The following is a 25,042-nucleotide window of genomic DNA, read 5'->3' as shown; positions in this document are numbered from 1 at the left end:
CCTGGGGATAGGGGGACGGGCCGCGGTGGCGTACTGGTGAGGAGGGGCGAGGCGTCAGCCGTTGCCGCGGGCGCCACGACGGCGCATGCCGAAGTAGACCGCGCCGCCGCCGACGACGACCAGCGCGCCCGCGATGCCGGCGATCAGGCCGGTGTTGGAGCTGGCACCGGTCTCGGCGAGGTTGGAGTCACCCGCCGCCGGGGACGGCGCGTTGCTCGACGTGGCCGCCGGGGCGGAGCTGGACGCGGAGGCCGACGGGGTCGGGGTCGCCGACTCGGCCGGGGCGGACTTCGACGGCGTCGCCGTCGGCTTGGGGGCCGACGGGGCCGGGGTCGGGGTGTCGGTCTCGCAGGCGGCCGACGGGGTCGTCAGGCCGCCCGCGATGTCCTCGTCGACGTAGGGGCTGGCCGTGACGTGGACGCGGTACGTCGCGTTCGGCTTCCACTTCTCCGAGAAGGTGACCGAGGTGCCCTGGGCGGAGCCCTTGACCTCCTGCCGGCCGATCTGCTTCTCGACCCCACCGTTGTTCGTGCGGAACACGGTGATGGTGGCAGGGGTACCGGAGCCGTCGGTGTCGGTGACGACGATGACGCCCTTGGAGCCGTCACACTTGGCTTCGGCCTTGAATTCGCTGATGTTGCACGCGAACGCGGAGCTGGACAGACCCAGCACGACCGCGGCCGAGGCGGAGGCAACACCCAGAACGCGCACGGAACGGCGTGCGCCACGGTGAGTTATGGACAACGTTTGTCCTTTACAGAGTGCAACTGCGGGGGGTTCGGGGGTGTTTGAGGCACCGGATGAGGTGAGTGCCCCACCACCCCCACGAGGCTCACAGGTTTATAAGCGCTCTGTAAGAGTGTCAACGCATATGCCGCCAACGGCCGTTGGCTTTGCCTTCTTATTAATCACCGTGACGTTTGGCGCCGTTTTGGGTGGTGCGGGGTCAGCCCTGGACCGCGGCCGGGTCCATCCAGATGACCTCCCAGGTGTGGCCGTCGAGGTCGTCGAAGGCGCGGCCGTACATGAAGCCGTGGTCCTGGGTCTCGCCGCTCGGGGTGGCGCCCGACGCGAGGGCCTTGTCCACCAGTTCGTCCACCTTCTCGCGGCTCTCGGCGCTCAGCGCGACCAGCACCTCACTCGTCTTCGTGGCGTCGGCGATCTCCTTCTTGGTGAACGTGGCGTAGAACGGCTTGGTGAGCAGCATCGCGACGATGGTGTCGCTGATCACCACGGAGGCGGCCTTCTCGTCGCTGAACTGCGGGTTGATCGTGTAGCCGAGCTCGGTGAAGAACTTCTTGGAGGCGTCGAGGTCGTTCACGGGCAGGTTCACGAAGATCATCTGCTGGTACATGACGGGTTCTCTCCCATGGTGGTCCGTCGTGCCGGGTTCGGCGTGTTCGGTGGGTAGACCGGGGGTCCCGGGAGAACTCATCGGCCGCCGGGGATCTTTTTTTTCAGCGCCCCGCGGGGAGGGCCGCCAGGGCGGCGACGACGAGGGTGAGCGGGCCGAACAGCGTCAGCAGGGCCGCCGCGCGCAGGGCCGCGGCCGCGCGCAGCATCGACGCCGGGGCGCCGAGCCGGAGCAGCGCGGCGGTCGTGTCGGCGCGGCACTGGCGGCTCTCCACGGCCGCGGTCAGGAGCGTGGCGACCGTGCAGCCGGTGACGAGCAACCCGCCGAGGGTGGTCAGGGGGCCGAACGCCGGTGCCGAGCTCCTGTACAGCGTGGTCATGGCGTAACCGGCGGACGCGACCGCGCAGACGACGCCCAGGGGGCGGCCGATGCGGGTGGCCTCCGCCATGAGGACCCGGCCGGCCAGCAGGCGCAGGGCACCGGGGCGGGTGACCTGCAGAAGCAGGCCGCACAGGTGGGTCAGGCCGGGGGCGGCCAGCACCAGGCCGGTCGCGGTGAGGAGCCAGCCGAGGAGTACGGCGGCGTTCGCGTGGCCTGCGTAGGCCTGGACCGCGAGGCCGGTGGCCAGCAGGGCGATACCCCAGGGGAGGCCGGCGGGGGCCGTTCCGGGGGCGTGGGCGGTGCCGTCGGTCCAGTCCGCGTCCGGCGCCGGGGGCTCGGGGCCGGTTTCGCCGCCCGGTGCCGGCGGGCTACCGTCCGCGCCCACCCTCCCCCGCGCCCGGTTGCGCTCGCGCGGGGGCACCCCCATCGCCGCGGCGGCACGACTGCCCGCGGGATGCGGAGGGAGTTGCGCGCCGTCGTCGGGTGCGCCTACGGGGTGACGGCCGGGCTGTTCGCCGTGGGCCTCTGCGACTGCGGGCTGATGCCGGGGCTGTTCGCCGTGGGCGTCCGCGGCCGCCGGGTGATGTCCGGGGTGCTCGCCGTCCTCGCGTGCGGCCGCCGGGTGAGGGCCGGGCTGCTCGCCGGCGTCCGCCTGCCCGTGCTCGTCGCCCTGTGCCGGCTCGTCCCCCTGCCCGTGCTTGCCGCGAGGAGCACCGGCCCCCGCCCGTGACCGTGCCCCGAACCGGCCGTACGTCCCGAACGTCTCCCGGGCCACCGCGTAGCCGTACGCCCCGAAGCGGCCGTACCTGCGCAGGAGCGGAGTGGCGGGGCGGGGGTCCTTGGGGCGCAGGGCCAGGGCCACCGTGGCCGAGGCGAGGGCCGGGACCACGGCCAGCAGGGTCAGGGTCGCCGGGAGGGGGAGGTGTTCGCCGGAGGCCAGGACGTCCGCCGCCGCGCCGCTGTAGGGCAGGCCCGCGAGGTCACCGCGCAGCTGGAGGAAGACCAGCAGGGCCAGCAGCGAGCCCAGGGCGCAGGACAGGGCCGTGGTCAGCGCGGAGAACGCCATCAGGCGCGCCGGACCGAGACCCACGGCGGACAGGCCCGTACGCGGCCGGGTGCCCGGGTCGGTGCGCGCGACGGCGAGCGCGAAGTACGTGGTGGCGGCGAGCGGCACCGCGCACCAGGCCAGCCGCAGCGCGGCGGCGTCCGCGGCCTCGGGGTGGTTCAGGGCGTAGCCGAAGCAGGACAGCAGCAGGAAGCCGGTGCCCGCCGAGGCCGCGGCCACCAGCAGGCGGCGCAGCTGGACGGCGGGCCGGGCCGCCCAGGTCAGACGGAGAGCGACCACGCGGCGCGGCCTTCCGTCTCGGGGGCGTCCGGCAGGTGCACGGTGCTGACGCGCCGGCCGTCCAGCAGGGCCACGGTGCGGTCGGCGAGGGCGGCGGTGTCGGGGTCGTGCGTGGCGAGGACCACGGTGATGCCGTGCGAGCGGGCGGCCGAGGTGAGGGTGCGCAGCACATGGGTGCGGTCGGCGTGGTGCAGCGGAGCCGTGGGCTCGTCGGCGAAGAGGACCGCGGGCGCGTGGGCCAGCGCCCGGGCGATGGCGACGCGCTGGCGCTCGGCCTGCCTCAGTTCGTGCGGCCGGTTGCGGGCCCGGTCGCCGACGTCGAGCCGTTCCAGCCACTCCAGCGCGGCGACCTTGGCCCTGCGGCGGCCGGTGCCGCGCAGCATCAGGGGGAGCGCGGCGTTCTCCCAGGCGTTCAGCTCGGGGACCAGCACCGGCTCCGGGTCGATCCAGCCGAAGCGGTCCCGGCGCACTCGCTCGCGGCGCATCGGGCCCAGGGTGTGCAGGGGCGAGCTGTTGAACCACACCTCGCCGCTGCGCACCGGTACCAGGCCGGACAGACAGCGCAGCAGGGTCGTCTTGCCGCTGCCGCGCGGTCCGGTGACGGCGACGATCTCGCCCTCGCGCACACCGATCGAGACCCCCGCGAGCCCGGGGGAGCCGTCGGGGTGCCTGAAGTGCAGGGAGCGTGCCCAGAGCACGTCGTTGTCCGGCGGGGCCTCCATGGGCGTACACCTCGGTTCTGATCCGTTTTCCCGTGCCTCATCCCTCGTCCGGGGGAACGAAGGCTGGGACGATCGGTCACTGGAACGCAGGGAACGCTAGGCAGCCGTGATCGGGAGGCCGGACAGCACACGGCCCCGGGCCGCCGTTCTCACTCGAACGGGCGGCACCGGGGCCGGTGTCGGTCATCCAGTCGGATGGTCGGAGCTCCGGAGGGCTCAGAGCTTGGTCCACGCCTCCGTGAGGGTGGCGCGCAGGATCTGCTCGATCTCGTCGAAGGTCTCCTGGTTGGAGATCAGCGGCGGGGCGAGCTGGACGACCGGGTCGCCGCGGTCGTCGGCACGGCAGTACAGGCCGTTGTCGAACAGCGCCTTGGAGAGGAAGCCGTACAGGACGCGCTCGGTCTCCTCCTCGTTGAAGGACTCCTTGGTGTTCTTGTCCTTCACCAGCTCGATGCCGTAGAAGAAGCCGTTGCCGCGGACGTCGCCGACGATCGGCAGGTCGTGCAGCTTCTGCAGGGTCTGCAGGAAGGCGCCCTCGTTGTCCAGCACGTGCTGGTTCAGGCCCTCGCGCTCGAACAGGTCGAGGTTGGCGAGACCCACCGCGGCGGACACCGGGTGGCCGCCGAAGGTGTAGCCGTGCAGGAAGGTGTTGTCGCCCTTGTAGAACGGCTCGGCGAGCTTGTCGGAGATGATGCAGGCGCCGATCGGGGAGTAGCCCGAGGTCATGCCCTTGGCGCAGGTGATCATGTCCGGGACGTAGCCGAACTTGTCGCAGGCGAACATCGTGCCTAGGCGGCCGAAGGCGCAGATGACCTCGTCCGACACGAGCAGCACGTCGTACTTGTCGCAGATCTCGCGCACGCGCTGGAAGTAGCCGGGCGGGGGCGGGAAGCAGCCGCCGGCGTTCTGCACGGGCTCCAGGAAGACCGCGGCGACGGTGTCCGGGCCCTCGAAGAGGATCTGCTGCTCGATCTGGTCGGCGGCCCAGCGGCCGAAGGCCTCCGGGTCGTCGCCGAAGATCGGGGCGCGGTAGATGTTGGTGTTCGGGACCTTGTGGGCGCCGGGGACCAGCGGCTCGAAGGGCGCCTTCAGACCGGGCAGGCCGGTGATGGACAGGGCGCCCTGCGGGGTGCCGTGGTAGGCGACCGCACGCGAGATGACCTTGTACTTGGTCGGCTTGCCCTGCAGCTTGAAGTACTGCTTGGCGAGCTTCCAGGCGGTCTCGACGGCCTCGCCGCCACCGGTGGTGAAGAAGACCTTGTTCAGGTCGCCCGGGGCGTAGTCGGCGAGGCGCTCGGCCAGCTCGACGGCCTTCGGGTGGGCGTAGGACCACACCGGGAAGAAGGCCAGCTCCTGGGCCTGCTTGAAGGCGGTCTCGGCGAGCTCCGTGCGGCCGTGACCGGCCTGGACCACGAACAGACCGGCGAGACCGTCCAGGTAGCGCTTGCCCTTGTCGTCGTAGATGTAGGTGCCCTCACCCCGGACGATGGTCGGGACGGGGGAGTTCTCGTACGAGGACATGCGGGTGAAGTGCATCCACAGGTGGTCGTACGCGGTGCGGCTGAGGTCCTTCTGGGTCACGGTTATCGGGTTCCCCACATATAGGTCTGCTTCTTCAGCTTCAGGTAGACGAAGCTCTCGGTGGAGCGCACGCCGGGAAGCGCCCGGATGCGTTTGTTGATGACGTCCAGCAGGTGGTCGTCGTCCTCGCAGACGATCTCGGCGAGGATGTCGAACGAGCCCGCGGTCATCACCACGTACTCGACTTCCGACATGTCAGTCAGCGCGTCCGCGATCTTCTCGACATCGCCCTCGACGTTGATCCCGACCATCGCCTGCCGGCGGAAGCCCACGGTGAGCGGGTCCGTGACGGCGACGATCTGCATCACGCCCTGGTCCAGCAGCTTCTGGACGCGCTGGCGCACGGCCGCCTCGGACAGGCCGACGGCCTTGCCGATCGCGGCGTACGGCCGGCGGCCGTCCTCCTGGAGCTGCTGGATGATGGCGAGGGAGACGGCATCCAGCTGGGGGGTGCCGCCGTTCCTGGACTCGCGGGTGGAGTCCCTCTGGTCTGCGCTTCGACTGGCCACGACCTCACTGTGCACGAGGTCTCGACAGTTTCGCAAGCCCCGATCGATGAAATTCGTTGTTTGTGAGACCGAAGCTTGCGGATTTCGCAGAACTGGTGGCGGTGGGGGTGTTGAAAACGTCGGCTCGGCGACTAGTGTGGGTGTCTCAGTGAGTGGACAGTTGAACCAGATCAGGAGGCCGGCAGTGAGCACCGAGCTGCGTCGTCTGCGCAACTACATCGACGGTGAGTTCCGGGACGCCGCCGACGGACGGACCACCGAGGTGGTCAACCCCGCGACGGGCGAGGCGTACGCGACCGCGCCGCTGTCCGGCAAGGCGGACGTGGACGCCGCCATGGAGGCCGCCGCCCGCGCCTTCCCGGCCTGGCGCGACACCACCCCCGCCGAGCGGCAGAAGGCCCTCCTCAAGATCGCCGACGCGTTCGAGGAGCGTGCCGAGGAACTGATCGCGGCCGAGGTGGAGAACACGGGCAAGCCGACCGGGCTCACCCGCTCCGAGGAGATCCCGCCGATGGTCGACCAGATCCGCTTCTTCGCGGGCGCGGCGCGGATGCTGGAGGGCCGCTCGGCCGGCGAGTACATGGAGGGGATGACCTCGATCATCCGCCGTGAGCCGGTCGGCGTCTGCGCGCAGGTCGCGCCGTGGAACTACCCGATGATGATGGCCGTGTGGAAGTTCGCCCCGGCGATCGCGGCGGGCAACACGGTGGTGCTGAAGCCGTCGGACACGACCCCGGCGTCGACCGTCCTGATCGCGGACATCATCGGCGCGATCCTGCCCAAGGGTGTCTTCAACGTCGTCTGCGGCGACCGCGAGACCGGCCGGCTGATGGTCGAGCACGACATCCCGGCGATGGCCTCCATCACCGGCTCGGTCCGGGCCGGCATGTCGGTGGCCGAGTCCGCGTCCAAGGACCTCAAGCGGGTCCACCTGGAGCTCGGCGGCAAGGCCCCGGTCGTCGTCTTCGAGGACACCGACATCGCCAAGGCCGTCGAGGACATCTCCGTGGCGGGCTTCTTCAACGCCGGCCAGGACTGTACGGCCGCCTGCCGCGTCCTCGTCCACGAGGCCATCCACGACGAGTTCGTGGCCGCCCTCGCGAAGGCCGCCGAGGACACCAAGACCGGACAGCCGGACGACGAGGACGTGCTCTTCGGCCCGCTCAACAACCCCAACCAGCTCAAGCAGGTCGAGGGCTTCATCGAGCGGCTGCCCGCCCACGCGCGCGTGGAGGCCGGCGGCAAGCGCGTCGGCGACAAGGGCTACTTCTTCGCGCCGACCGTCGTCTCCGGCGTCAAGCAGGACGACGAGATCATCCAGAAGGAGGTCTTCGGCCCGGTCATCACCGTCCAGTCCTTCTCCGACGAGAACCAGGCCGTCGAGTGGGCCAACGGCGTGGAGTACGCCCTCGCCTCCTCCGTGTGGACCAAGGACCACGCCCGCGCGATGCGCATGTCCAAGAAGCTCGACTTCGGCTGCGTGTGGATCAACACCCACATCCCGCTGGTCGCGGAGATGCCGCACGGCGGCTTCAAGAAGTCCGGCTACGGCAAGGACCTGTCGGCGTACGGGTTCGAGGACTACACGCGGATCAAGCACGTGATGACCTCGCTCGGCGAGTAAGCACCCCGAGCGGCAGCGAGCGGCCCCCGGACGGGTCACCTCCCCGTCCGGGGGCCGCGCCGTGTCATTCCCCGGCCACGAACTCCAGCTGCTCCTCGGTCGGTCGGAGTGCCGCCGCCCGCTCCCAGTCCGCCGTCTGCTCCGGCCTGCGCGCTCCCGCGATCGCCCCCGTGACGCCCCTGCGGGCCGGCACCCGGGCGAGCGCCACCGCTCCCACCGTCGTGCCGTGCGCCTGGGCGACCGTCAGGAGCCGGTCCACGGTACGTGTGCGCCTGGGCGACCGTCAGGAGCCGGTCCACGGTGCGGAGCCGGTCCACCGTACGGAGGCTCGCGTCCAGGTTCGTCGTGAAGTCCGGGTGGGTGCGGCGCCGGTCGGCGGGGTCGGGGGAGTCGAGCCGCTCCCGGGTGAAGGTGCCGCTGAGCAGGCCCGAGTGGAGCGGCTGGTAGGGGAGCACGCCGGTGCCGTGGTCGGCGGCCCAGTCGATCTCCGGCTCGGCGGAGCGGTTGAGGAGGGGGCCGCAGACGTACACCGGGCCGGGCTGGGCGTCGATCAGCCGGGGCAGGGACGGCCGTACCGTCTCGGCGGCCGGTGCCGGATCGGGCAGGGCGCGGTCGGGGCGGGCGCCGGTATCCCGACGATCCGGGGCTCGCCTCCTGTCTCCCTCATCGGCACCTCGCCATGAGGAGCGAGGAGTTCGCGGTGCTGTGGGCCCGCCAGGACGTGGCGGACAAGGGACCCGGCCGCTACACCCTGCGCCACCCGCTGGTCGGGCCGCTCACCCTGGACTTCGAGGTGCTCGCCACCAACGATCCCCGCCAGGTGCTGGTCAGCTGTCTCCCCGCCCTGGAGTGGGAGGCGGCCCAGGCCCTGGAACTGATCGGCAGCTGGAGGCCGGCCGGTGCGTGACCGGCACTGATCGACAGGGTGTCGGGCAGGCGGGGGCATGCTCGACGCAGCGTCGATTGCCCCTCGGAGCTCCGCGGCGGCATCCTTCCGTGGTGCCCCAGACTTCTTCCCGTACGTCACCGATGTCCCGCCGCTCCCTCCTGCGCGCACTCGGCGGCACCGCCGCGCTCGGTGCCCTGGCCGGCTGCGGGGTGCCCGCCGCCTATGTCGCGCCCGGCGACCGGGGCGTCGCCGACGAGTCGGCGGCCGACATGAAGCTGACCTGGGCGAACTGGCCGCTGTACATCGACACTGATGACAAGAACCCCAACAGGCGGCCCACCGTGGACGCCTTCGAGAAGCGCACGGGTATCTCCGTGGACTACGTCGAGGAGATCAACGACAACGACGAGTTCTTCGGCAAGATCAGCCCGGCCCTGATGAACCATCAGTCCACCGGCCGCGACCTGATCGTCATCAGCGACTGGATGTGCGCCCGGTTCGTCCGGCTCGGCTGGGTCCAGGAGATGGACCGCGCCCACCAGCCGAACGTCGCGAAGTACCTCGACCCGCTGCTGCGTACGCCCGCCTTCGACAAGGGCCGCCGGTTCACGGTGCCGTGGCAGTCGGGCATCACCGGCATCGCCTACAACCGCAGGAAGCTGGGCCGCGAGATCCGGAACGTCAAGGATCTCTGGGCGAGCGACCTCAAGGGCCGCGTGACGCTCCTGTCCGGCCTTGACGAGTCCTTCGCCCTGCTGATGCAGGGCAACGGCGTGGACATCACCAGGTGGACCGCCGACGACTTCCACCACGTCTGCGACGAGGTGGAGCGGCAGATCCACCGCGGGCAGATCCGCCGCTTCACCGGCAACGACTACACCAAGGACCTGGTCAGCGGGGACGTCCTGGCCTGCCAGGCCTACTCCGGCGACGTCATCCAGCTGCAGGCCGACAACCCCGGCATCCGCTTCGTCGTGCCCGAGGAGGGCGCCGAGCTGTGGTCGGACTCCCTGATGATCCCCAACCGGGCCCGCCACAAGGCCAACGCCGAGCGGCTGATCGACTACTACTACGCCCCCGAGACCGCCGCGGAACTCGCCGCCTGGGTCAACTACGTCTGCCCGGTCCCGGCCGCCCAGGACGTCCTTGCCTCCTCCCAGGACAAGGACACCGCCTCCCTCGCCGACAACCCGCTCATCTTCCCCGACGCCGGCATGCGCAGACGTTTGGCGATCGCCCGGGACATCACCTCCATGGAGCGGGTGGAGTTCGCCAAGCGGTGGAACAGGATCGTGGGGCTTTAGACACATGGGCCCGGCGCACCCCCGTTCCTCGGTACCATCACACCGCTGCGATGCTTCCGGGGGAGGAATCTTGATCGAACTCGCCGAAATGGTCCGTGAGTTGAGGGAACAGCTCAGCCACGCGATGGCCGAGACCGGATCCAGTCCCCTGCGCTTCGACCTCGGTGAGGTGGAGATCGAGGCGACCGTCACGGTCGACCGCACCGGTGGTGTCGGCGGCAAGGTGAAATTCTGGGTCGTCGAGGCAAGCGGCGAGGCGTCCGTCGCCGACTCGCGGACCCATCGCGTCACTCTCACGCTCCAGCCCACCCTCCTGGCTCCCGACGGCACGCGCCACCGGGTTCTGATCTCAGGTGACGAGACGCACGGGGAGCGTTGAGGATTCCGCCTTGTTCACGCCGCTGACGCAGCGGGAAGGCTAGTCGTACGCTGTCCGGACCGGACTGCGGACGAACTCGATGACGGCCGGAGGGGGTCACGAGGTGGAGGGGCGCAGCGCCGCACGCGTTCGCAACGAACTCATGGCCGAGATGGCCGGCGTGCTCGCGGCGACGGAGACGGTCCGGCGGCAGACCGGCGCGGAGATGCTCGTGGAAGACCTCCGCTCGGAGCTGCGCCTGTCCGTGGATCCGCGGCAGGACCAACCGCTCGGGCTGTGGGCACGGCGGGTGGTCAAGGCGTGTGCGGAGACGGACGAGGGACTCCAGACCCTGGCCCGCTGCCTCGGCTACGCGGAACAGGGGTCCGTGAACGTGCTCGCCCTGTGGCGTCTGGTGGACGAATGGGAGGCCACCTCCTTCTTCAAGGACACGGATCTGCGCCCCCTGCGCCCTGTTCTCGGCGAGATCCGTTCCACGTCGCTCCTCACGGCGCTCGCCCGCAGGGCCAGCCATGCACGCACCCAGGAACTGGAGGAATGGTGCGACACCGGCTGGGAGGTCTTCCTGCACCTGGCCGGGAACAACACGGCGGCGGACGAACTGCCCCCGTCCATGGCCTTCTTGTCGCTCGTCTCCGAGTACCTGGTGAAGGAGGGCCGCACCGACGAGGCGGAGGAGCTGCGTCGCTGGAACCGCAAGCAGGCCCAACTGCGCGGAGTGACCGAGGAGATGACGACCTGGCAGCAGGGTGAGTTCGTCTCCCCGACGGAGGCCTCGTTACATCCGGCCTACCTGCTGATCCAGTTCGAACCGGACGGTGTGGACCCCGACAGCTTCTGGGTGGCCCACTGGCGCCAGTCCGACTCCGAGGGCTGGCACCCCGTACCCGGTGAGACCCTCAAGCTGCACCGGGACCAGCTTCCGGCCGCCGTCGACCGCCTCATCGAACAGGCGGAGGAACGGTGGTGGGATCTGCGGCAGCCCGTCGTGATCGAATTCATTCTTCCGTGGGCACTCTTGGGAGAGCCCGTGGAATGGTGGCACAAGGAGACCGACGCGGACATACCCACACCTTTGGTTATGGACTACACCGTTGTCGTGCGCAGCTTCGAACGCCTGCGCAAGGCGGCCTGGCACCGGCCGTGGAACAACCGCTGGCGGCACTTCAAGGAACGGCCTGCGGACAGCCGCTCGCACTGGAGCGAGCCGGACCAGCCGGCCTTCCATCTCGAGCGCGAACTCAAGGACGACCAGCAGATCGTGTGCCTCGTGCTGAGCGCACCTCCCGGCACCGACTCCCCCGCTGCCCGCCAGGAATTCGTCGCCGCCCTGCGCGCCGGAATCCCGGCCATCCTCTGGGACCGGGGCGGCCATGGCCCCGCGTTCCGGGAGGCGGCCGCGGACATAGTCCAGGAACGCGGCCTGGCCGGAGTCCTGGAGCGCACCCGCCGATGGCGCAACGAGGCCCTGGCGCTGGGACCGGACGAATGGCACAGACACGTGGGCCGGCACCTGGCCCTGCTCCTGGACGACCCGGAACGCATACCCGGCCCCTCGGGAGCGGGCGGCGAACCGCACAGTGCGTGAGACGTTGACCATGGACGGGGGACAGGAGGGAGGGCCTCTGTGATGTCGAGTGCATCGTCCGAAGAGCACGGCCACAACCCGCCCGGAGTATCGGTAGGCTGGCCCCGCTACGGGGGGCGCACGACCGCAACCGCAGGCCTTCCGTCCTCAACTCCGCGACCGCAGCGACGCCTTGAGAGTGACCATGGCCAGTGACAACGCTCGGCGTGACCGGTCAGGGTCCGGAGCCGACCTGACGCAGTTGTGGGGCGACTGGCGTTTCGAGGACGAGGCATTACCCCGGGAAGTCTTCCTCGTCACCGACGCCCACGTGACCATGCGTGTGTGGGACGAGTCGATCGACGGCCTCTCCCGCGCGCTGGCCCGGAGCTTCGCCGCGGTGCACGATGTGGCCCTGCTCGGCACGGACGAGATGCTGCCGGCCGGCGTGCGTACCGATACCGACCTCGAAGCGGACGCGGCGTCGGACGGAACGCGCCGCATGATCCTCGTGGTCACGGACGGGCTGGCGGCAGGCTGGCATCTGGGTGCGGTGCAGCCCCTGCTGCGGCGCTGGGGGCAGTCCCGGCCCGTCGCCCTGATCAATCCATTGCCGCCCCACCTGTGGTTCCGTACCGGCCTCGACGTGCTGCACGCGCGGATCAGGGCACTCGGCCCCTGGGCCGCCAACGCCCGCTGGGACTGGTACGAACGAGAGGTCCCCGCCGCGCCGGGACACGGGCCGGCCGACCCGGCGCAGCCGGGCACGGACCCGGACGGCGCATCCCCCGCGGTCGCGGTACCCGTCCTCTCCCTCAGGCACCACGGCGCGCGCGCCCTGTCCGCCGTGCTGGGCGGGCCGCAGCCGCGCGCGCTGGACCTGCCCGCGACGCCGGCCAACGCGTGGAAGGGGCGGCCGGACGCCGCCCGGAGCTTTCCCTGGGCGACGGAGTTCGACGATTCCGCCGGGCCACCCTCGGCTGTCGACCGTGTTTTCGATTTTCGCGCGGCGGCGTCCCCCACGGCCTTCCGGCTGGGCACCCGTCTGGCCGCGGCACCACTCACTCTGCCGGTCGTCCGCAGGCTGATCCGGTCGACTCCGGGCGCCGGGCCGGTTCACGCGTCCGAGTTCTTCATGAGCGGCCTGGTCCAGCCGACCGGCGTACACCTCGACGCCCCCGGGGCCGTGGTCTACGACTTCCTCCCCGACACCCGCGAGCAACTGCTGGCCCTGGGCCGCCGCAGTGCCACCCTCCGCACGTTGCGCGAGGTCCGTGAGGTGCTGGCCTCGGATCCGTCCGCCGCGTCGCTCCTGCCGCCGCCCACGGAACCGCTGGGCAAGGCGTCGCAGCCGCGGGTGACACAGAAGAGCGCACCGTTTCTCCGCATCGAACTGACTGCTCTGGATGCCTTGTCCGGGTCACACCTTCAGCGCGCCCGATTGTTGCGACATGCGCTGAAATGGCACGATCAGCGGTATGCAGTCTCGCTTGCCAAGGTCCCGCCTGCCGGAGCCGCCATAGCCCCGTCCGCCGCTTCAGGAGCCACCGAAGGAGCCCCGCCGATGTCCACCACGCCCCAGCGCACCGTGGAAGGAGAGCGCACCGTACAGCCACGCGTCTGGGGGAACTTGCCGCCGCGAAACCAGAACTTCACCGGCCGCACGGAACTCCTCGACCTGCTCGAACAGCGGCTGCGCGAGGGCACGACGACGGTTCTGCCCGAGGCGATCCACGGCATGGGCGGCGTCGGCAAGACACAGCTGGCGATCGAGTACGCCTACCGGCACCAGTCGCAGTACGACATCGTGTGGTGGATCCCCTCGGAGCGACCGGGCCAGATCGGCCAGTCGCTGGTGGAGCTGGCCAAGCGACTGGGGCTGGTGACCACGTCCGAGGCCAACATCGCCGGCCCGGCGGTCCGGGAGGCACTGCGCGAGGGGCGCCCGTACTCCAGGTGGCTGCTGATCTTCGACAACGCGGACAGCCCCGAGCAGGTACGCCCGTACTTCCCGACCGGCGGCACCGGCACGATCCTGGTCACGTCCCGCAACCGCCGCTGGGGGCTCGTGGGCGGCTCCCTCGAAGTGGATGTGTTCACCCGCGAGGAGAGCAAGGAACTCCTGCGCGGATCGGGGCCCGAGCTCGCGGACGAGGAGGCCGAGGCACTGGCCGAGGCGCTGGGCGACCTGCCCCTCGCTCTGGTACAGGCGGCCGCCTGGCGCGCGGAGACGGGCATGCCCGCGTCCGAATACCTCCGCCTCTTCGAGAGCAAGCAGAACGAACTCCTGGAGACGGCGCCGCCGCCGGACTACCAACTGCCGGTGGCCGCCGCCTGGAACGTCTCCCTCGACCATCTGGAGACACGCAGCCCGGGAGCCCTGCGGCTGCTGCAGCTGTGCTCGTACTTCGCCCCCGACCCGATCTCCAGGCAAATCCTCTCCGGCCCGGGATACAACACCGGATTTCCCGAGCTGGATGCGGCTCTGAACGACCCGATGAAGCTCGCGCGTGCGATACGGGAGATAAACCGCTATTCCCTCGCCCGAATTGATCACCGCACGAACTCCATCGAGATGCACCGGCTGGTCCAGCACGTGCTGATCAACCGTATGAGCCCAGAGGAGCAGAGCCGCATGCGCGAAGGCGCCCACGCCCTGATGGCGTCCGCCGACCCCCGGACACCCACAAGTCCGGAGAGCTGGCCTCGCTATGCGGAGCTGTATACGCACGTCATCGCCTCCGATGCCATCACCTCCGACCAGCCCTGGGTGCGACAGCTGGTGATGAACGTCGCCAAGTACCTGTGGTACTGGGGAGACCACAACGTCTGCCTGGACTTCTCGGAGAACGCCTGGAACGCCTGGCTGGACACCTTCGGCGAAGAGGACGTGCAGACGCTCCTCATGGGCCAGTGGCTGGTATACGTCTATTTGAATACCGGTCGGTACAGCGACGCCTCCGCTCTGGTGGAGCGCGTCAGGGCCGCCTTCGAGCGCGTCTCCTCACCGGACAGTGAGGAGTCTCTGGACATCATCCAGACGGAAGCCGCCGTACGTCGCGTCCAAGGCCGCTTCCTCGACGGGGCCGAACTGGACAGGGTCGTCTACGAACGGGCGCGCAGGGCCTTCGGCGAGGACGACCCGGCAAGCCTGAGAATGGCCCACAACCTGGGCGTCAGTCTCCGCCTCACCGGCGAGATCCGCGAAGCCCTGGAACTCGACCGGAAGACCTGGCACCTGAAGCTGCGCCTGTTCGGACGCGACGACCAGCGCAGTCTCATCACGGAGAACTCGATCGCCATCGACGAGCGCGAGTCCGGGGACTACGTCGGTGCGCTCCGGCTCCAGGAAGCCGCGTTCGACGCCTTTCAGGACGTCTTCGGGGACAACAATCCCGCCACCATCAGCACCGGACGCGAACTGGGCATCGCGTGCCGAAAGGCCGGCCTGCACGCCCGTGCCCTGGAACTGGCCATCAAGGCTCACGAAGCCTTCACCCGGCGTTACGGCGACACCCACCCCCAGTCGCTGGCCACGGCCCTGCCCCTCGCCATCGCCCTGCGGCAGAACGGCGACCTGGAGGCGGCACGCGCCCGGGGGGCCCAGGCCTGCGCCGGCTATCGCAAGGTCTTCCACGCACAGCACCCGTACGTCCTGTCCGCCGACGTCGGTCTCGCGGTGTCCGAACGGCTACTGGGCAAGCCGGAGGAGGCCCGTCGGCTGGACGACGCGGCGCTCGTCGCACTGTCCGAGGGGCTCGGAGCCGACCACCCCTTCACCCTGGTGACCGCGGTGAACCTGGCCAGTGACCTGGCGGCGCTCGGCGAGTACGAGGCGGCGACGGCCCGAGGGCGTGACACGCTGGCGCGGTGCCGGCAGACCTTCGGTCCCGACCACCCGACCACCCTGGCCTGCGCGGGGAACCTCTCGTTCGATCTCATGTCCATGGGGCTCGAGAGCGAGGCCGCGGAGCTCCGAGGCGACACCGAGGAACGCATGCGTCGCGTACTGGACACCCCGGATGCCGACACGAAGGAGCCCACGCCCCACCCGGCGACGGTGGCCTTCCTGAACGGCACACGCCTGAACTGCGACATCGACCCCATGCCGCTGTAATTGCAGACAGAGGCCGAAGCGGCCGCACGTCACGCTCGGTCAGCCCCTCAGTCGAACGGCCCCGGCCGTCTCGTGGCGACACTCAGCCATGCGGCCAGGGCCAGCGGATCGGGCCGCCGACCGTGCTCCTGCTGCAGGGCGTCCCGTACGGCGCGGGCCCACTCAGGTGACCGCAGCAGAAACCGGCTCGCAGGCCGGTGGCCGGGACTGTCCGCCAGGGCCCGGCCCAGCGCCGCCCACGAGCCCACCGCAGCATCGCCGTGCAGCAGGTGCTCGGTTAACTCCCGCTGGGCGGTGGACCGTTTCTCACAGGCCAGGAGGACATCGACCAACCCGGCTCCAGGCACCCGGTCACCCATGGCGACGGGGTCCCGCCAGGAGCCGTCCGGGTCGGTGAGACGATGTCTGACCAGTACCGCGGCCGTGTCGAGGAAGCGGGCATCGCTGTCCGGCACCAACGACGACGCGGTGTCGGCCAGCGGGGGACACCTGTCTCCTCGCAGCCACGCACGCACTGCCTCGTCCACCAGGTCCGGCGAGGGCCGTACGTGATGCTCGCGCCACCGCGCACGGTGACTGGCCGCCGCTTCACGGGCCAGTCGTAACTGCGCGTCGGGGACGTCGTCGCCGAGCCATCCGGCACACCTCTGCACCAGCGCTTGCAGAAGCCGGCGTCCCAGAGGCGTCAGCCGTTCATGGTCCCTGACGCTGCCCAGCGTCGACCACACCGCGTCTCGCCAGAGAGCGAACTCGAAGTGCGCCAGCGGCGCATGCGCCGTGTCCACGGCACGGCGGTTGGCGCGCCAGAACCGGGCCACCCCGAAAAAGGCATAGATCCCTTGTAAAACTCCCTCAAGTGGCCGTGGGTCGTCCCGCCACGGCGCATGGAACAACTCCGCCCGCTCATGTGTCTTCTCAGCCCTTCGCACCAGCGGCGACAGGTGCGTGAGCGCGCCCAGTTTCACGTGCTGGAACTCATGCACCAGGGTCGCGGCCAGCTCGGAACTCTCTTCGGGAAGCGACGCGTTGATGCCGCCAAAGGCCTCCGCGGAGGAGCTGCTGAAAGGCCGAAACCTTTCTCCTCTGGGTAAGGGAGTGATGGACATCAGGCCTCGCCGCATCGCGTCCGCGTCCGCCGGTGCGTCGCGCAGCAGTATGGTCCACGCCTCGGCCAGGGAGGACTGCCAGGATCGTGCCTCGGGCTCCGAGAGGATGTGGGGGGCGGTGGGTCCGAAGAAGGTGCGATAGGGGTCGTGCTCCTCGAGGATCACGGACCCGGCAGCGGCGCCCTGTCCCACCCTCAACCGGCGCGTGGGCCGCCAGCCCGGCGCCTGCAGCTCCCAGTCGGGTCCGGCGACGACCTCGTCGCCGTCACAGCTGATCCGTACGCCCCACCGGTTGCCGGTGACGCACGCGGTCGTCCACTCCTCCTGTAACGGAAGAACCGCGCACCCCAGGCCGGGAAGGGCCACCGTACCCTCGCACACCGGAACCTCGAGCGTGAACTCGATGCGGGCCGAGGCGGCTGCTGCGGCGGCGAGAGAGGACAGGTGTCCCAGCGTTGCCCAGAGGGGGACGTCGCTGTGCAGCGTGCCCCGCAGGCGGCGCAAAGCGGTGGACACCCACGTTCCGGTCCCCGGCGCCGACAGGACCTGTTCGACCACTCCGGGTGCCTTGGCCTGAGCCCGCTCCAGCGAGTCCCAGGCTTCGTGGAGCGACACGGGGAAATCGCCGGAACCGGAGGCGACGCGGACGCTCCGGTCGTACAGGGCCCGCAGCAGCAACAGCCGGCGACTGCGCTCGGCGCCGAGCAGCTCCTCGATGACAGCACCGTCGCCGCCCCCCTGCAGAAGCCCGTGGAGGCCGGCGGCCGAGATACTGTGAAAAGCGGATCGATCGTCGGGTGCGCCGCTCACCGAGCGCACCGGCATTCTCGCCGCACCACGGTGGCTGCCCTACTTCTCATCGACTCCGTGGGGCGGGTTGTGGCCGGCCACCGTAAGGGCGTGGGGGTCGTCGACATCCTCCAGCAACCGTTCGAGTGACTCGGACAAGGCGGGGCCGTCCAGAGAACGCAGTGCCTGAAGTGACACTCCTGAGAGGTCCATGAGTCCGGATTCGAAGGCCGGCGTCGCACGCTCCACGGCTGCCAAGTCCCCTCCCCCTGCATGATCGTCCGCGCCGTCGTTTCTTCCTAATGATGGCCCAGGCAACGGGGGGCCGAAACCCTGCGTACCGGCCAGTTGTCATACAAGTCAGCTGTGCCGCATGACCAGTTCGGCCGCCGCGCGGTCGACTTCGCGTAGTTCTTCCGAGTCCTCCTCCCAGTCCCGCAGCACTTCCATGAAACTATCGAGGGTGCCGGGATAGCGCAGGCACGTGCGCACAACGCCGTACACCTCGTGGCGCAGCCGGTCGTCGCGGGGCCGGTGGGCGGACACCCGGGGGTCGATGCCTTCCAGGACGGTGTCGAGTCCGTTCGGCCGCCGCAGCGTCGGCAGGGCCGTCAACGCGTCCACCAAGTCCTTGAGTTCGCGCATGGTCAGGGTGTGCGGCAGTGAGCCGAGGCTCGGGGGCCGCGATGACGTGCCGTCGAGAAAGAGCGGGCCGAGACGGGCCGGGAGGCCCGCGCAGGCCTGGAGCAGTTCGAGCTCGGCCGGGGTCAGCACGTCGTACCAGCGCCGCACCCGCACCGCAGCGAGCCGGCCGAGGCCGTCCGAGCGGTGGTGAGCGGTGATCAGGCCGACGACGGCGCCGCCCGACCAGAGGGCCGCGCCGGACATGCCCTCCCAGGGCGAGTGCTCCGGGCCTGCCACGTCGGCCGGAGGCCGGACGGCCACCTCCAGGGTGCCCTCCCGCCGGTTGGAGAGGACGGACACCGTGCCGTCGACGTGACAGGAGTCGCGGTACCGGCTGACCTCGCCCTCCGCGAGGGGACCCGGGCCGACGTCCTCGCGCAGTTTGAAGCGGGGGAAGCCGACGGCGGTGACGGGCAGGGTGACGTCGGTTTCCGGGAGAACGGCGTAGCTGGGCGTGTGCTGGACGGGTGGGGCCGTGGACGGGCGCTGGGCCATTTCCAGCAGGGCGAGATCGGCGGGGCCGGAGCGCAGGACGACGCCGGCCTCGGCGTGCCACTCGTCGGGCCGGTCGGCCTGGAAGCGGACCACCACCGTGGTCAAGGGCGGCTCGACCAGGTGAGCGGCGGTCAGGACGTACCGCTCGCCCACGCGGTAACCGGACCCCCGGCGGCCCCGTGAACCTGTGCCGTGAACCACGATCACCTCTGCGACCCGGGCCATCTCCAGCCCTGGATTCCCCTGTCCCCGTTCACTCACACGAGGGACATACCCCACTGGCCGCACAAATACCAGGACCCGCTGGCCAGTTGACGGAGGCGCATCGGTCATCCTTGGCCGGGCCAGGAACACGAGTGAACGGGGCGGAGAGCATGACGATATGGGCGTTGGTCGTCGAGACGACCGTGGGGGCCAGTGAGCGCAAGCACGTGGAGGCCCATGTGGTGGCGCATGTCTCCGGGTCCCGGGCCGCCGCGCTCGCGGAGCTCGAGCGGCGCGCTCGGAGCCATGCGCCCGAGCATCCCAGAAGTCCCCGGCGCCGGCGGCTCCTTCGGGTGAGCGACGGATTCCTGGTCGTCGTGGACGGGGCGTGGCAGTCGTTCGCCACCCGATTCACGGTGGCGGAGCTGCTGGAGGACTCCGCCGCGCCCGTCGCCCCGCAACCCGTGGACACACCGACCGGGACCGAGGCGGCACCGCACGGGTCGGAGGAGCCGGAAGGACCGCAGGAACAGGGCGGACAGGGCGACCAGATCGAGCGGTACGCGGACGGCGTACCGGTCAAGCCGGCCTGGCTGGGGCGCCACGACCTTCCGTGAGCGGGGTGCGTCGGGATCCGTGCCGTGCACGGCCGATTGACGCATGGCTGACCAACTCCCCTTGCTCCTACGATGGAAGCCACCGTCGGGGGAGGGTGGACGTGACGAACAGCGCACCACAGGGGACCGGGCGCCGGCTGGAGGAGGGGATCGCCTGGGCGGTCCGGAACGCGGACGGGATCGTCGCCATCGTCGTCGCCCTGGTCGTCGGGCTGATGGACGTGCTCAACCAGAACATGGACGACAACGTCGTCTCCGGCGCCACCCTGCTCGTGCTCGCGGCACTGGTGTACGGAGGGCTCACCGAGCGCCGCCGCCGGATGGCCGACCTCCGCGCCGCGTCCGCCGGGACGAGCAGGGCCATCGAGGACCTGGCGATGGTCCGCACGCTCTCCGGCGCCGAGGTCGCGCTCGCGCACGAGCGGGCCCGGCACACCACCAGTCGCTGGGTGTTCAAGGGCGGCACCGGCACCTATCTACGGGCCGTCACGCTGCCCCAGTGCGTGCTGGAGGCGCAGCGGCAACGGCGCTCGCTCACCATGAAGATCGACATCATCAACCCCGCCGACGAGCAGGTGTGCGCCGCCTACGCGCGGTTCCGCAGCACCTTCGGCCCCGGCCCCGGCGACGCCGAGTGGACCGTGGAGCGCACCCGCAAGGAGGCGTACGCCACCGTCGTCGCCGCCGGCTGGCACCGGCAGCGGCTGGACACCCTGGAGATCGACGTCCATCTGTCCTCCGTCGCACCGGCGCTGCGGTTCGACCTCTCGGACAGCTGCCTGATCATCACCCAGGACGACCCCAGCCGGGTCAGCCTCTACGTGGAGCGCGACCGGCCGCTCTACGACTACTACGTCACCGAGCTGCACCAGAGCCGCGAGCAGGCGGTCAAGCTCGATCTGCGCGAGGCCGTCCCGCTCGCCGACGAACCGACCGTCGACGAGGTCAGACGCCTGCTCGACCGGCTCGGCCTGCCACTTCCGCCGAGCTTCACCGACCGTGACGTCGGCGACATCATCGACAAGGCGCTGCGCGCGGAGAACCCGTACCGCAGATGAGCGAGCGCCGTGTTCCGGCCAAGGGGGAGCAAGGGGGAGGAACATGGACTACCCGGCCCTGGAACGGGCCGCCCGGCGGCACGCCACCGCCGAGCTGACACGACACGCCGTATCGGAGCTCGACCTGATCGCCTCCGGCCGCCGCGCCCTGCGCGCGGTGCGCCACCCACTCGGATTCGTCTGCCTGCCCATCCTGCGCGACGGCCATGACGGCGTCTGCGTCCACGTCTTCGGCACCCCGGAGGCACAGCCCGACCGCTCGGTGCCCCAAGTGCACTGCCACAGCTGGGACTTGACCAGCACCGTGCTGTACGGACGGCTCGACAACCGGCGGGTCCACGTCGACGACGACACCGGTGAGCCCACACACCGGGTCTTCGAAGTGCTCAGCGACCCCTCGGGCGTGGACGAACTGAGGCCCACCGAGCGGCTGGTGCGCTGCCGCCCCGGTGCGGGGCAGACCAGTGCGCGGGGCCAGAGCTACGCCCTCCCGGCGGGCGAATTCCACACCAGTGTGGTGCCGGACGGCCGCCCCACCGCCACGCTGGTCCTGGGGCGGACCCTGCCCGGCCGGGTGGACCTCTCCCTGGGCCCGCCGTCCGCCGCCGGGCACCGCATGGTCCGCCGGACCTGTGACGCGACCCAGACCGCCCGGATCGCTCGGGCCGCCCTCAGGAGGATCCATGAGCCCGAACCCTGACCCCTGGTCCGCACCGGCCGGTTACGACGCCGAGCACCGTACGGCCGTGGGCGCCGCCGAGGAGGCCGGGGCACTGCTGCGGTCCCGCTTCCCCGACGGGTTCGCCGCCCGGGCCAAGGGCCGACTCGGCGACGTGGTCACCGACTTGGACCTCGCCGCCGAGCGCCTGGTGGTCGGCCGGATCCGCGAGCACTTCCCGCACGACCGCATCCTCGCGGAGGAGTCCGGTGAACTGGCGGGGGACGGCGGGGGCCGCACCTGGCTGGTGGACCCGCTCGACGGCAGCAACAACGTGGTGATCGGGCTGGCCGTGTACGTCGTCGGCATCGCCCTGTGCGTCGACGACACCCCCGTGGTCGGGGTCGTCCACGATCCGATGACCGGCCGTACCTGGTCCGCCCTGCGGGGCGGCGGGGCACACGGTCCCGCCGGGCGGCTCGCCGCTCCCGCATACGGCCGCCCGCTGTCCGCCGCCGGACCCCTGCTGGCCTGGACCCAGGGCCACGCCGTCCCCCGCGACGACCCCTTCGCCTGCTCCCTCCGGCACTCCCTCGAACTCCGCTCCCGGCGCCTCCTGCAGCTCTGGGCGCCCCTGGTGGCCTGGGCGATGCTGGCCCGGGGGGACATCGACGGCTTCGTGGGCTACCGCGCGGAGGCGATCGACCTGCCCGCCGGTGCGCTGCTCGCCCGCGAGGCCGGCATCGCCCTGCGGCACCTCGACGGCGCGGAGTTCGGCGGCGGGTACGGCGGCCCCGACACCGGGCGCTCCTTCGTCGCCGGGCGCCCCGAACTCCTGCCCCACCTGCTGGACCTCGTCAGCCCTTTCTCTCCCGGCACCGAGGGCACTCACACGGCGGAAACCGCCCCGACAGGTCCAGCGGCGCGGCGTTCTTCGGCGGCCGGTACGTCACCCTCGGCCCCCACGTCCGGCCACCGTCCCGGGAGACCCTCAGCGTGAGAAACACCCCGACGTAGCCGTCGTCCTGCTCCTGCATTCCAGCGCCTTTCACTATCCGTGCTGATTCATGCACAGCGTGCTGCGGGCGCGAGTACCTTCGGTAGATGACCGAGCGTGACGACGCAGTCAGCACGAGGGGGAGTGGAAAGGTGGCCATCGAGGACAATCCCATCTCGCGGGTGCGGTACGGGGAGGAACTCAGGCGACGGAGGGAGGCGGCCGGGCTCACCCAGGAGGAGCTGGGCCAACTTGTCGCGATGTCCCGCACGCACATCGCCCACATCGAGGCGGGCAGGCGGAGGCCGGATGTGGAGGACGCGCGGCGGCTGGACAAGGTGCTGAACACTGGCGGGTTCTTCGAGCGGTTCCTGCCGGTGCTGGACGGCAGGAAGGTGGCCGAGTATTTCGAGGAGGCGCTGGAGTACGAGGGCCGGGCGAGAGAGATCCGGGAATACGCGCCTGCGGTGGTGCCGGGACTCCTGCAGACCAGGGAGTATGCATCCGAGGTACTGGGCTTCGGCTATCCGCGCAGGAGCGACGAGGAGCTCGAGGAGTTGGTGGCCACTCGGCTGGAACGGGCCCGCATCCTGGACAGTTTCCACTCGCCCGAGGTTTGCTGCCTCCTCGACGAAGCGGTGCTACGCCGTGTGGTCGGGGGACCGCTCGTGATGTGCGAGCAGCTTCGTCACATCGCGGAGTTGGGCGCGAGCCGCCGAATTCGCGTCCATGTCCTCCCGTACTCCCTGGGCGCCCATGCCCTGCAGGCGGGCTTTCTCTCCCTTATGTGGTTCGAAGACCTCCCGCCCATCGCCTATGCGGAAGGCGTGAAGAGCGGGCGGATCATCGAACTGCCGTCCATGGTGCGCGAGTGTCAGGAGATCTACGATCAGGCGCTGGGCGATGCCCTGTCGCACCGAAAGTCCCTGGATCTGCTCAGGTCCGTCGCGGAGGATTACGAACATGAAGCGCAGCGAGCACTCCATTCCTGACGCCTCGGTGCTGTCCGGCTGGCACAAGTCGTCGTACAGCGACGGGGGTAGCAGCAACTGCCTGGAAGTCACCGTCTGGCGCAAGTCGAGCTACAGCGGTGAAAGCGGCGGCGACTGCCTCGAAGCCACCGCCTGGCGCAAGTCGACCCACAGCGGAGCGAGCAGCGGTGACTGCCTCGAAGTCAACGACACCGCCGCCCCCACCCACGTCCCCGTCCGCGACAGCAAGCGCCCCACCGGCCCCGCCGTCGTCTTCTCGGCACCCGCCTGGTCGGCGTTCGTCGGTGCCGTGAAGACGAACGCCTAACGCGTCACAGCCAGGGCGGCCACCGCCGCGACCACCGCGCACGCGGCCAGCACCGCCCCCGTCCCCATCAACCGGCCAACCGGCACCCGGACGCCGTACGCATGGCAGCGCTCGTACCACAGCAGCGTCGCCAGGGACGCCCAAGGGGTGATCACCGGACCGGCGTTGGTGCCGACCAGCAGGGCCAGCAGCTGGTCGTGGTTGCCCACCGGCACCGCCGCCTCCCCGGCCAGATAGACCGGCAGGTTGTTGAGGGCGTTGGACAGGCCGCCGCCCACCGCCGCGGCGCGGAACAGGCCGCGGGTGCCGCCGTCGGTACCGACCGCCGAGGCGAGCAGATGGTGCAGCCCGTGTGCGTCGAAGGTCTCGACCACCAGGAACATGCCCGGCACCATGACCAGCAGCCGCCAGGGGACGAGCGACAGCCGGAGCGCGGACCGCTGCCGCACTCCGAACGCCGTCACGGCGACGAGCGCGGCCGTTGCGGAGGCCATCCACAGCGGGACGTCGGCCACCAGGATGGCCAGCAGAAAGCCGGCGCAGGCGAGCGCGCAGGCCCGGAACAGCACCCGGTCGGCGGGGCGGTGCACGGCGGGCGGCACATAACGGTCGGCGGCGTCCACCCGCACGTCCGCCGCACGCGCGGCACCCGGCCCCGACACCGGTACGGCCGCCATCAGGCCGTAATCGTCGACAACAGGCCCCCCACGCCGCCCCCGGCGCCAGAAGAACAGCCACAAACAAGCCATCGTCACGACCAGCGCGGCGAGTTGCGGTGCCCACATGCGCCCCGCCAGGCCCAGCGGGGACAGCGCGACCCGGTTGGCGGCCAGCAGGTTCGTCAGGTTGGACACCGGCAGGAGCAGGCTCGCGGTGTTGGCCAGCCAGACCGTCGTCATGGCCAGCGGCACCGGCGCGATACCCACCCGGGAGGCGAGCGCCAGCATCACCGGAGTCAGCAGGACGGCCGTCGTGTCCAGGTTGAGGGCGACCGTGGTGACCGACGCGAACAGCACGCACAGCAGGAACAACAGCGGATAGCTGCCCTTCCCCGCCCTCGCCACCCGCGCCGCCACCACGTCGAACACCCCGGCCCGGCTGGTCAGTTCGGCCAGCACGATCACCGTGCCCAGGAAGGCCAGCAGCGGGGCGATGCGGGTCATCGCGTCGGACGCGGAACCGGTCGGCAGCAGTCCCGTGGCCACGCACAGCAGTCCGGTCGCCAGCAGACCGATCGCCACCCGGTCGAGGACATGCAGACGCAGCAATAAGGCACGCACGATGGGAAGGGTCGCACGTTTGTGCGTCGCTGTGACCAGGGCGCCGTCGAACGCCTGGAAACGACCGGTATCAGCCTCTCTTT

The 25,042-nt window shown here is 70.5% G+C and carries 23 protein-coding genes; 12 read left to right on the top strand and 11 right to left on the bottom strand.

Annotated features, from left to right (window positions below; genetic code table 11):
* Positions 1-54: 54 nt before the first annotated feature.
* The 6 genes from FB563_RS05905 to FB563_RS05880 all read right to left on the bottom strand — a co-directional run bounded on the left by FB563_RS05905 (position 55) and on the right by FB563_RS05880 (position 5,907).
* Positions 55-711, bottom strand: a complete 657-nt coding sequence (locus tag FB563_RS05905; protein ID WP_142218524.1) for an LAETG motif-containing sortase-dependent surface protein — start codon at positions 709-711, stop codon at positions 55-57.
* Between the two features lie 235 nt (positions 712-946).
* On the bottom strand, positions 947-1,354 hold the full coding sequence (locus FB563_RS05900; protein WP_055710513.1) for a VOC family protein: 408 nt from the start codon (positions 1,352-1,354) through the stop codon (positions 947-949).
* Between the two features lie 103 nt (positions 1,355-1,457).
* On the bottom strand, positions 1,458-3,080 hold the full coding sequence (locus FB563_RS05895) for a hypothetical protein (protein ID WP_142218523.1): 1,623 nt from the start codon (positions 3,078-3,080) through the stop codon (positions 1,458-1,460).
* Positions 3,062-3,802 carry an ABC transporter ATP-binding protein gene (locus FB563_RS05890; RefSeq protein WP_055705741.1) on the bottom strand — a complete coding sequence of 247 codons (741 nt, stop codon included), beginning with the start codon at positions 3,800-3,802 and terminating at the stop codon, positions 3,062-3,064. The genes FB563_RS05895 and FB563_RS05890 overlap by 19 nt, the downstream gene beginning before the upstream one ends.
* A gap of 216 nt (positions 3,803-4,018) precedes the next feature.
* A complete protein-coding gene (locus tag FB563_RS05885; protein ID WP_079048722.1) occupies positions 4,019-5,401 on the bottom strand; it encodes an aspartate aminotransferase family protein in 1,383 nt (460 codons plus the stop codon).
* Complete coding sequence (locus FB563_RS05880; protein ID WP_055705739.1) at positions 5,386-5,907, bottom strand: Lrp/AsnC family transcriptional regulator; 522 nt, start codon at positions 5,905-5,907, stop codon at positions 5,386-5,388. Before FB563_RS05880 ends, FB563_RS05885 begins: the two co-directional genes overlap by 16 nt.
* Before the next feature lie 169 nt (positions 5,908-6,076).
* Between FB563_RS05880 and FB563_RS05875 the strand changes: the two genes are divergently transcribed.
* Positions 6,077-7,516 (top strand): gamma-aminobutyraldehyde dehydrogenase, encoded by a 1,440-nt coding sequence (locus tag FB563_RS05875; RefSeq protein WP_055705738.1) that lies wholly within the window; start codon positions 6,077-6,079, stop codon positions 7,514-7,516.
* 64 nt (positions 7,517-7,580) lie between these two features.
* Here FB563_RS05875 and FB563_RS05870 read toward each other — a convergent pair whose 3' ends face one another.
* Complete coding sequence (locus FB563_RS05870) at positions 7,581-7,775, bottom strand: aldo-keto reductase family protein (RefSeq protein ID WP_055705737.1); 195 nt, start codon at positions 7,773-7,775, stop codon at positions 7,581-7,583.
* A gap of 420 nt (positions 7,776-8,195) precedes the next feature.
* Between FB563_RS05870 and FB563_RS05865 the strand changes: the two genes are divergently transcribed.
* The 5 genes from FB563_RS05865 to fxsT all read left to right on the top strand — a co-directional run bounded on the left by FB563_RS05865 (position 8,196) and on the right by fxsT (position 15,772).
* A complete protein-coding gene (locus FB563_RS05865; RefSeq protein WP_142218522.1) occupies positions 8,196-8,423 on the top strand; it encodes an MmyB family transcriptional regulator in 228 nt (75 codons plus the stop codon).
* Between the two features lie 92 nt (positions 8,424-8,515).
* Positions 8,516-9,709: an extracellular solute-binding protein gene (locus FB563_RS05860; protein ID WP_055705744.1), complete on the top strand. Its 1,194-nt coding sequence runs from the start codon at positions 8,516-8,518 to the stop codon at positions 9,707-9,709.
* Positions 9,710-9,779: 70 nt separating this feature from the next.
* On the top strand, positions 9,780-10,088 hold the full coding sequence (locus FB563_RS05855) for a trypco2 family protein (RefSeq protein ID WP_055705734.1): 309 nt from the start codon (positions 9,780-9,782) through the stop codon (positions 10,086-10,088).
* Between the two features lie 79 nt (positions 10,089-10,167).
* Positions 10,168-11,676, top strand: coding sequence for a VMAP-C domain-containing protein (locus FB563_RS05850; RefSeq protein ID WP_142218521.1), 1,509 nt, complete (start codon positions 10,168-10,170; stop codon positions 11,674-11,676).
* Positions 11,677-11,860: 184 nt separating this feature from the next.
* Positions 11,861-15,772: an FxSxx-COOH system tetratricopeptide repeat protein gene (fxsT, locus tag FB563_RS42780; protein WP_159045497.1), complete on the top strand. Its 3,912-nt coding sequence runs from the start codon at positions 11,861-11,863 to the stop codon at positions 15,770-15,772.
* Positions 15,773-15,819: 47 nt separating this feature from the next.
* Here the strand turns inward: fxsT and FB563_RS05830 are convergent, their stop codons facing one another.
* From FB563_RS05830 to FB563_RS05820, 3 genes are all read right to left on the bottom strand, one after another.
* A complete protein-coding gene (locus tag FB563_RS05830) occupies positions 15,820-17,688 on the bottom strand; it encodes an HEXXH motif domain-containing protein (RefSeq protein ID WP_159045496.1) in 1,869 nt (622 codons plus the stop codon).
* Positions 17,689-17,727: 39 nt separating this feature from the next.
* Positions 17,728-17,880: an FxSxx-COOH cyclophane-containing RiPP peptide gene (gene fxsA, locus FB563_RS45430; protein WP_411573179.1), complete on the bottom strand. Its 153-nt coding sequence runs from the start codon at positions 17,878-17,880 to the stop codon at positions 17,728-17,730.
* Positions 17,881-18,027: 147 nt separating this feature from the next.
* Positions 18,028-19,071 (bottom strand): effector-associated domain 2-containing protein, encoded by a 1,044-nt coding sequence (locus FB563_RS05820; RefSeq protein ID WP_055705730.1) that lies wholly within the window; start codon positions 19,069-19,071, stop codon positions 18,028-18,030.
* 149 nt (positions 19,072-19,220) lie between these two features.
* Here FB563_RS05820 and FB563_RS05815 point away from each other — a divergent pair, with 149 nt between their 5' ends.
* The 6 genes from FB563_RS05815 (at position 19,221) to FB563_RS05790 (ending at position 23,679) form a co-directional block, all read left to right on the top strand.
* Positions 19,221-19,667 (top strand): hypothetical protein, encoded by a 447-nt coding sequence (locus FB563_RS05815; protein ID WP_055705743.1) that lies wholly within the window; start codon positions 19,221-19,223, stop codon positions 19,665-19,667.
* 101 nt (positions 19,668-19,768) lie between these two features.
* Positions 19,769-20,725 (top strand): hypothetical protein, encoded by a 957-nt coding sequence (locus tag FB563_RS05810; RefSeq protein ID WP_234357706.1) that lies wholly within the window; start codon positions 19,769-19,771, stop codon positions 20,723-20,725.
* A gap of 43 nt (positions 20,726-20,768) precedes the next feature.
* Positions 20,769-21,425 carry a hypothetical protein gene (locus FB563_RS05805; RefSeq protein ID WP_055705729.1) on the top strand — a complete coding sequence of 219 codons (657 nt, stop codon included), beginning with the start codon at positions 20,769-20,771 and terminating at the stop codon, positions 21,423-21,425.
* Positions 21,409-22,383 carry an inositol monophosphatase family protein gene (locus FB563_RS05800; protein ID WP_063797065.1) on the top strand — a complete coding sequence of 325 codons (975 nt, stop codon included), beginning with the start codon at positions 21,409-21,411 and terminating at the stop codon, positions 22,381-22,383. Before FB563_RS05805 ends, FB563_RS05800 begins: the two co-directional genes overlap by 17 nt.
* Positions 22,384-22,532: 149 nt before the next feature.
* A complete protein-coding gene (locus tag FB563_RS05795) occupies positions 22,533-23,372 on the top strand; it encodes a helix-turn-helix domain-containing protein (protein ID WP_055705728.1) in 840 nt (279 codons plus the stop codon).
* Complete coding sequence (locus FB563_RS05790; RefSeq protein WP_142218519.1) at positions 23,344-23,679, top strand: DUF397 domain-containing protein; 336 nt, start codon at positions 23,344-23,346, stop codon at positions 23,677-23,679. Before FB563_RS05795 ends, FB563_RS05790 begins: the two co-directional genes overlap by 29 nt.
* On the opposite strand, the gene FB563_RS05785 is transcribed toward FB563_RS05790, so the two are convergent.
* Entirely contained in the window at positions 23,676-24,959 is a 1,284-nt protein-coding gene (locus tag FB563_RS05785; protein ID WP_244329008.1) for an ArsB/NhaD family transporter, read from the bottom strand. The genes FB563_RS05790 and FB563_RS05785 overlap by 4 nt on opposite strands.
* Between the last annotated feature and the right edge of the window lie 83 nt (positions 24,960-25,042).

Source organism: Streptomyces puniciscabiei, from assembly GCF_006715785.1.
GTDB lineage: Bacteria > Actinomycetota > Actinomycetes > Streptomycetales > Streptomycetaceae > Streptomyces > Streptomyces puniciscabiei.
Note: the sequence above shows the minus strand (reverse complement) of the source record. Positions and strands in the feature narration are given on the sequence as shown.

Excerpts from the sequence above, each read along its gene's own strand:
- FB563_RS05900 (WP_055710513.1), bottom strand. The coding sequence starts at position 1,354 with ATGTACCAGCAGATGATCTTCGTGAACCTGCCCGTGAACGACCTCGAC.
- FB563_RS05890 (WP_055705741.1), bottom strand. The coding sequence starts at position 3,802 with ATGGAGGCCCCGCCGGACAACGACGTGCTCTGGGCACGCTCCCTGCAC.
- FB563_RS05865 (WP_142218522.1), top strand. The coding sequence starts at position 8,196 with ATGAGGAGCGAGGAGTTCGCGGTGCTGTGGGCCCGCCAGGACGTGGCG.
- FB563_RS05850 (WP_142218521.1), top strand. The coding sequence starts at position 10,168 with ATGACGGCCGGAGGGGGTCACGAGGTGGAGGGGCGCAGCGCCGCACGC.
- fxsT (WP_159045497.1), top strand. The coding sequence starts at position 11,861 with ATGGCCAGTGACAACGCTCGGCGTGACCGGTCAGGGTCCGGAGCCGAC.
- fxsA (WP_411573179.1), bottom strand. The coding sequence starts at position 17,880 with ATGGACCTCTCAGGAGTGTCACTTCAGGCACTGCGTTCTCTGGACGGC.
- FB563_RS05820 (WP_055705730.1), bottom strand. The coding sequence starts at position 19,071 with ATGGCCCGGGTCGCAGAGGTGATCGTGGTTCACGGCACAGGTTCACGG.
- FB563_RS05815 (WP_055705743.1), top strand. The coding sequence starts at position 19,221 with ATGACGATATGGGCGTTGGTCGTCGAGACGACCGTGGGGGCCAGTGAG.
- FB563_RS05805 (WP_055705729.1), top strand. The coding sequence starts at position 20,769 with ATGGACTACCCGGCCCTGGAACGGGCCGCCCGGCGGCACGCCACCGCC.
- FB563_RS05800 (WP_063797065.1), top strand. The coding sequence starts at position 21,409 with ATGAGCCCGAACCCTGACCCCTGGTCCGCACCGGCCGGTTACGACGCC.
- FB563_RS05790 (WP_142218519.1), top strand. The coding sequence starts at position 23,344 with ATGAAGCGCAGCGAGCACTCCATTCCTGACGCCTCGGTGCTGTCCGGC.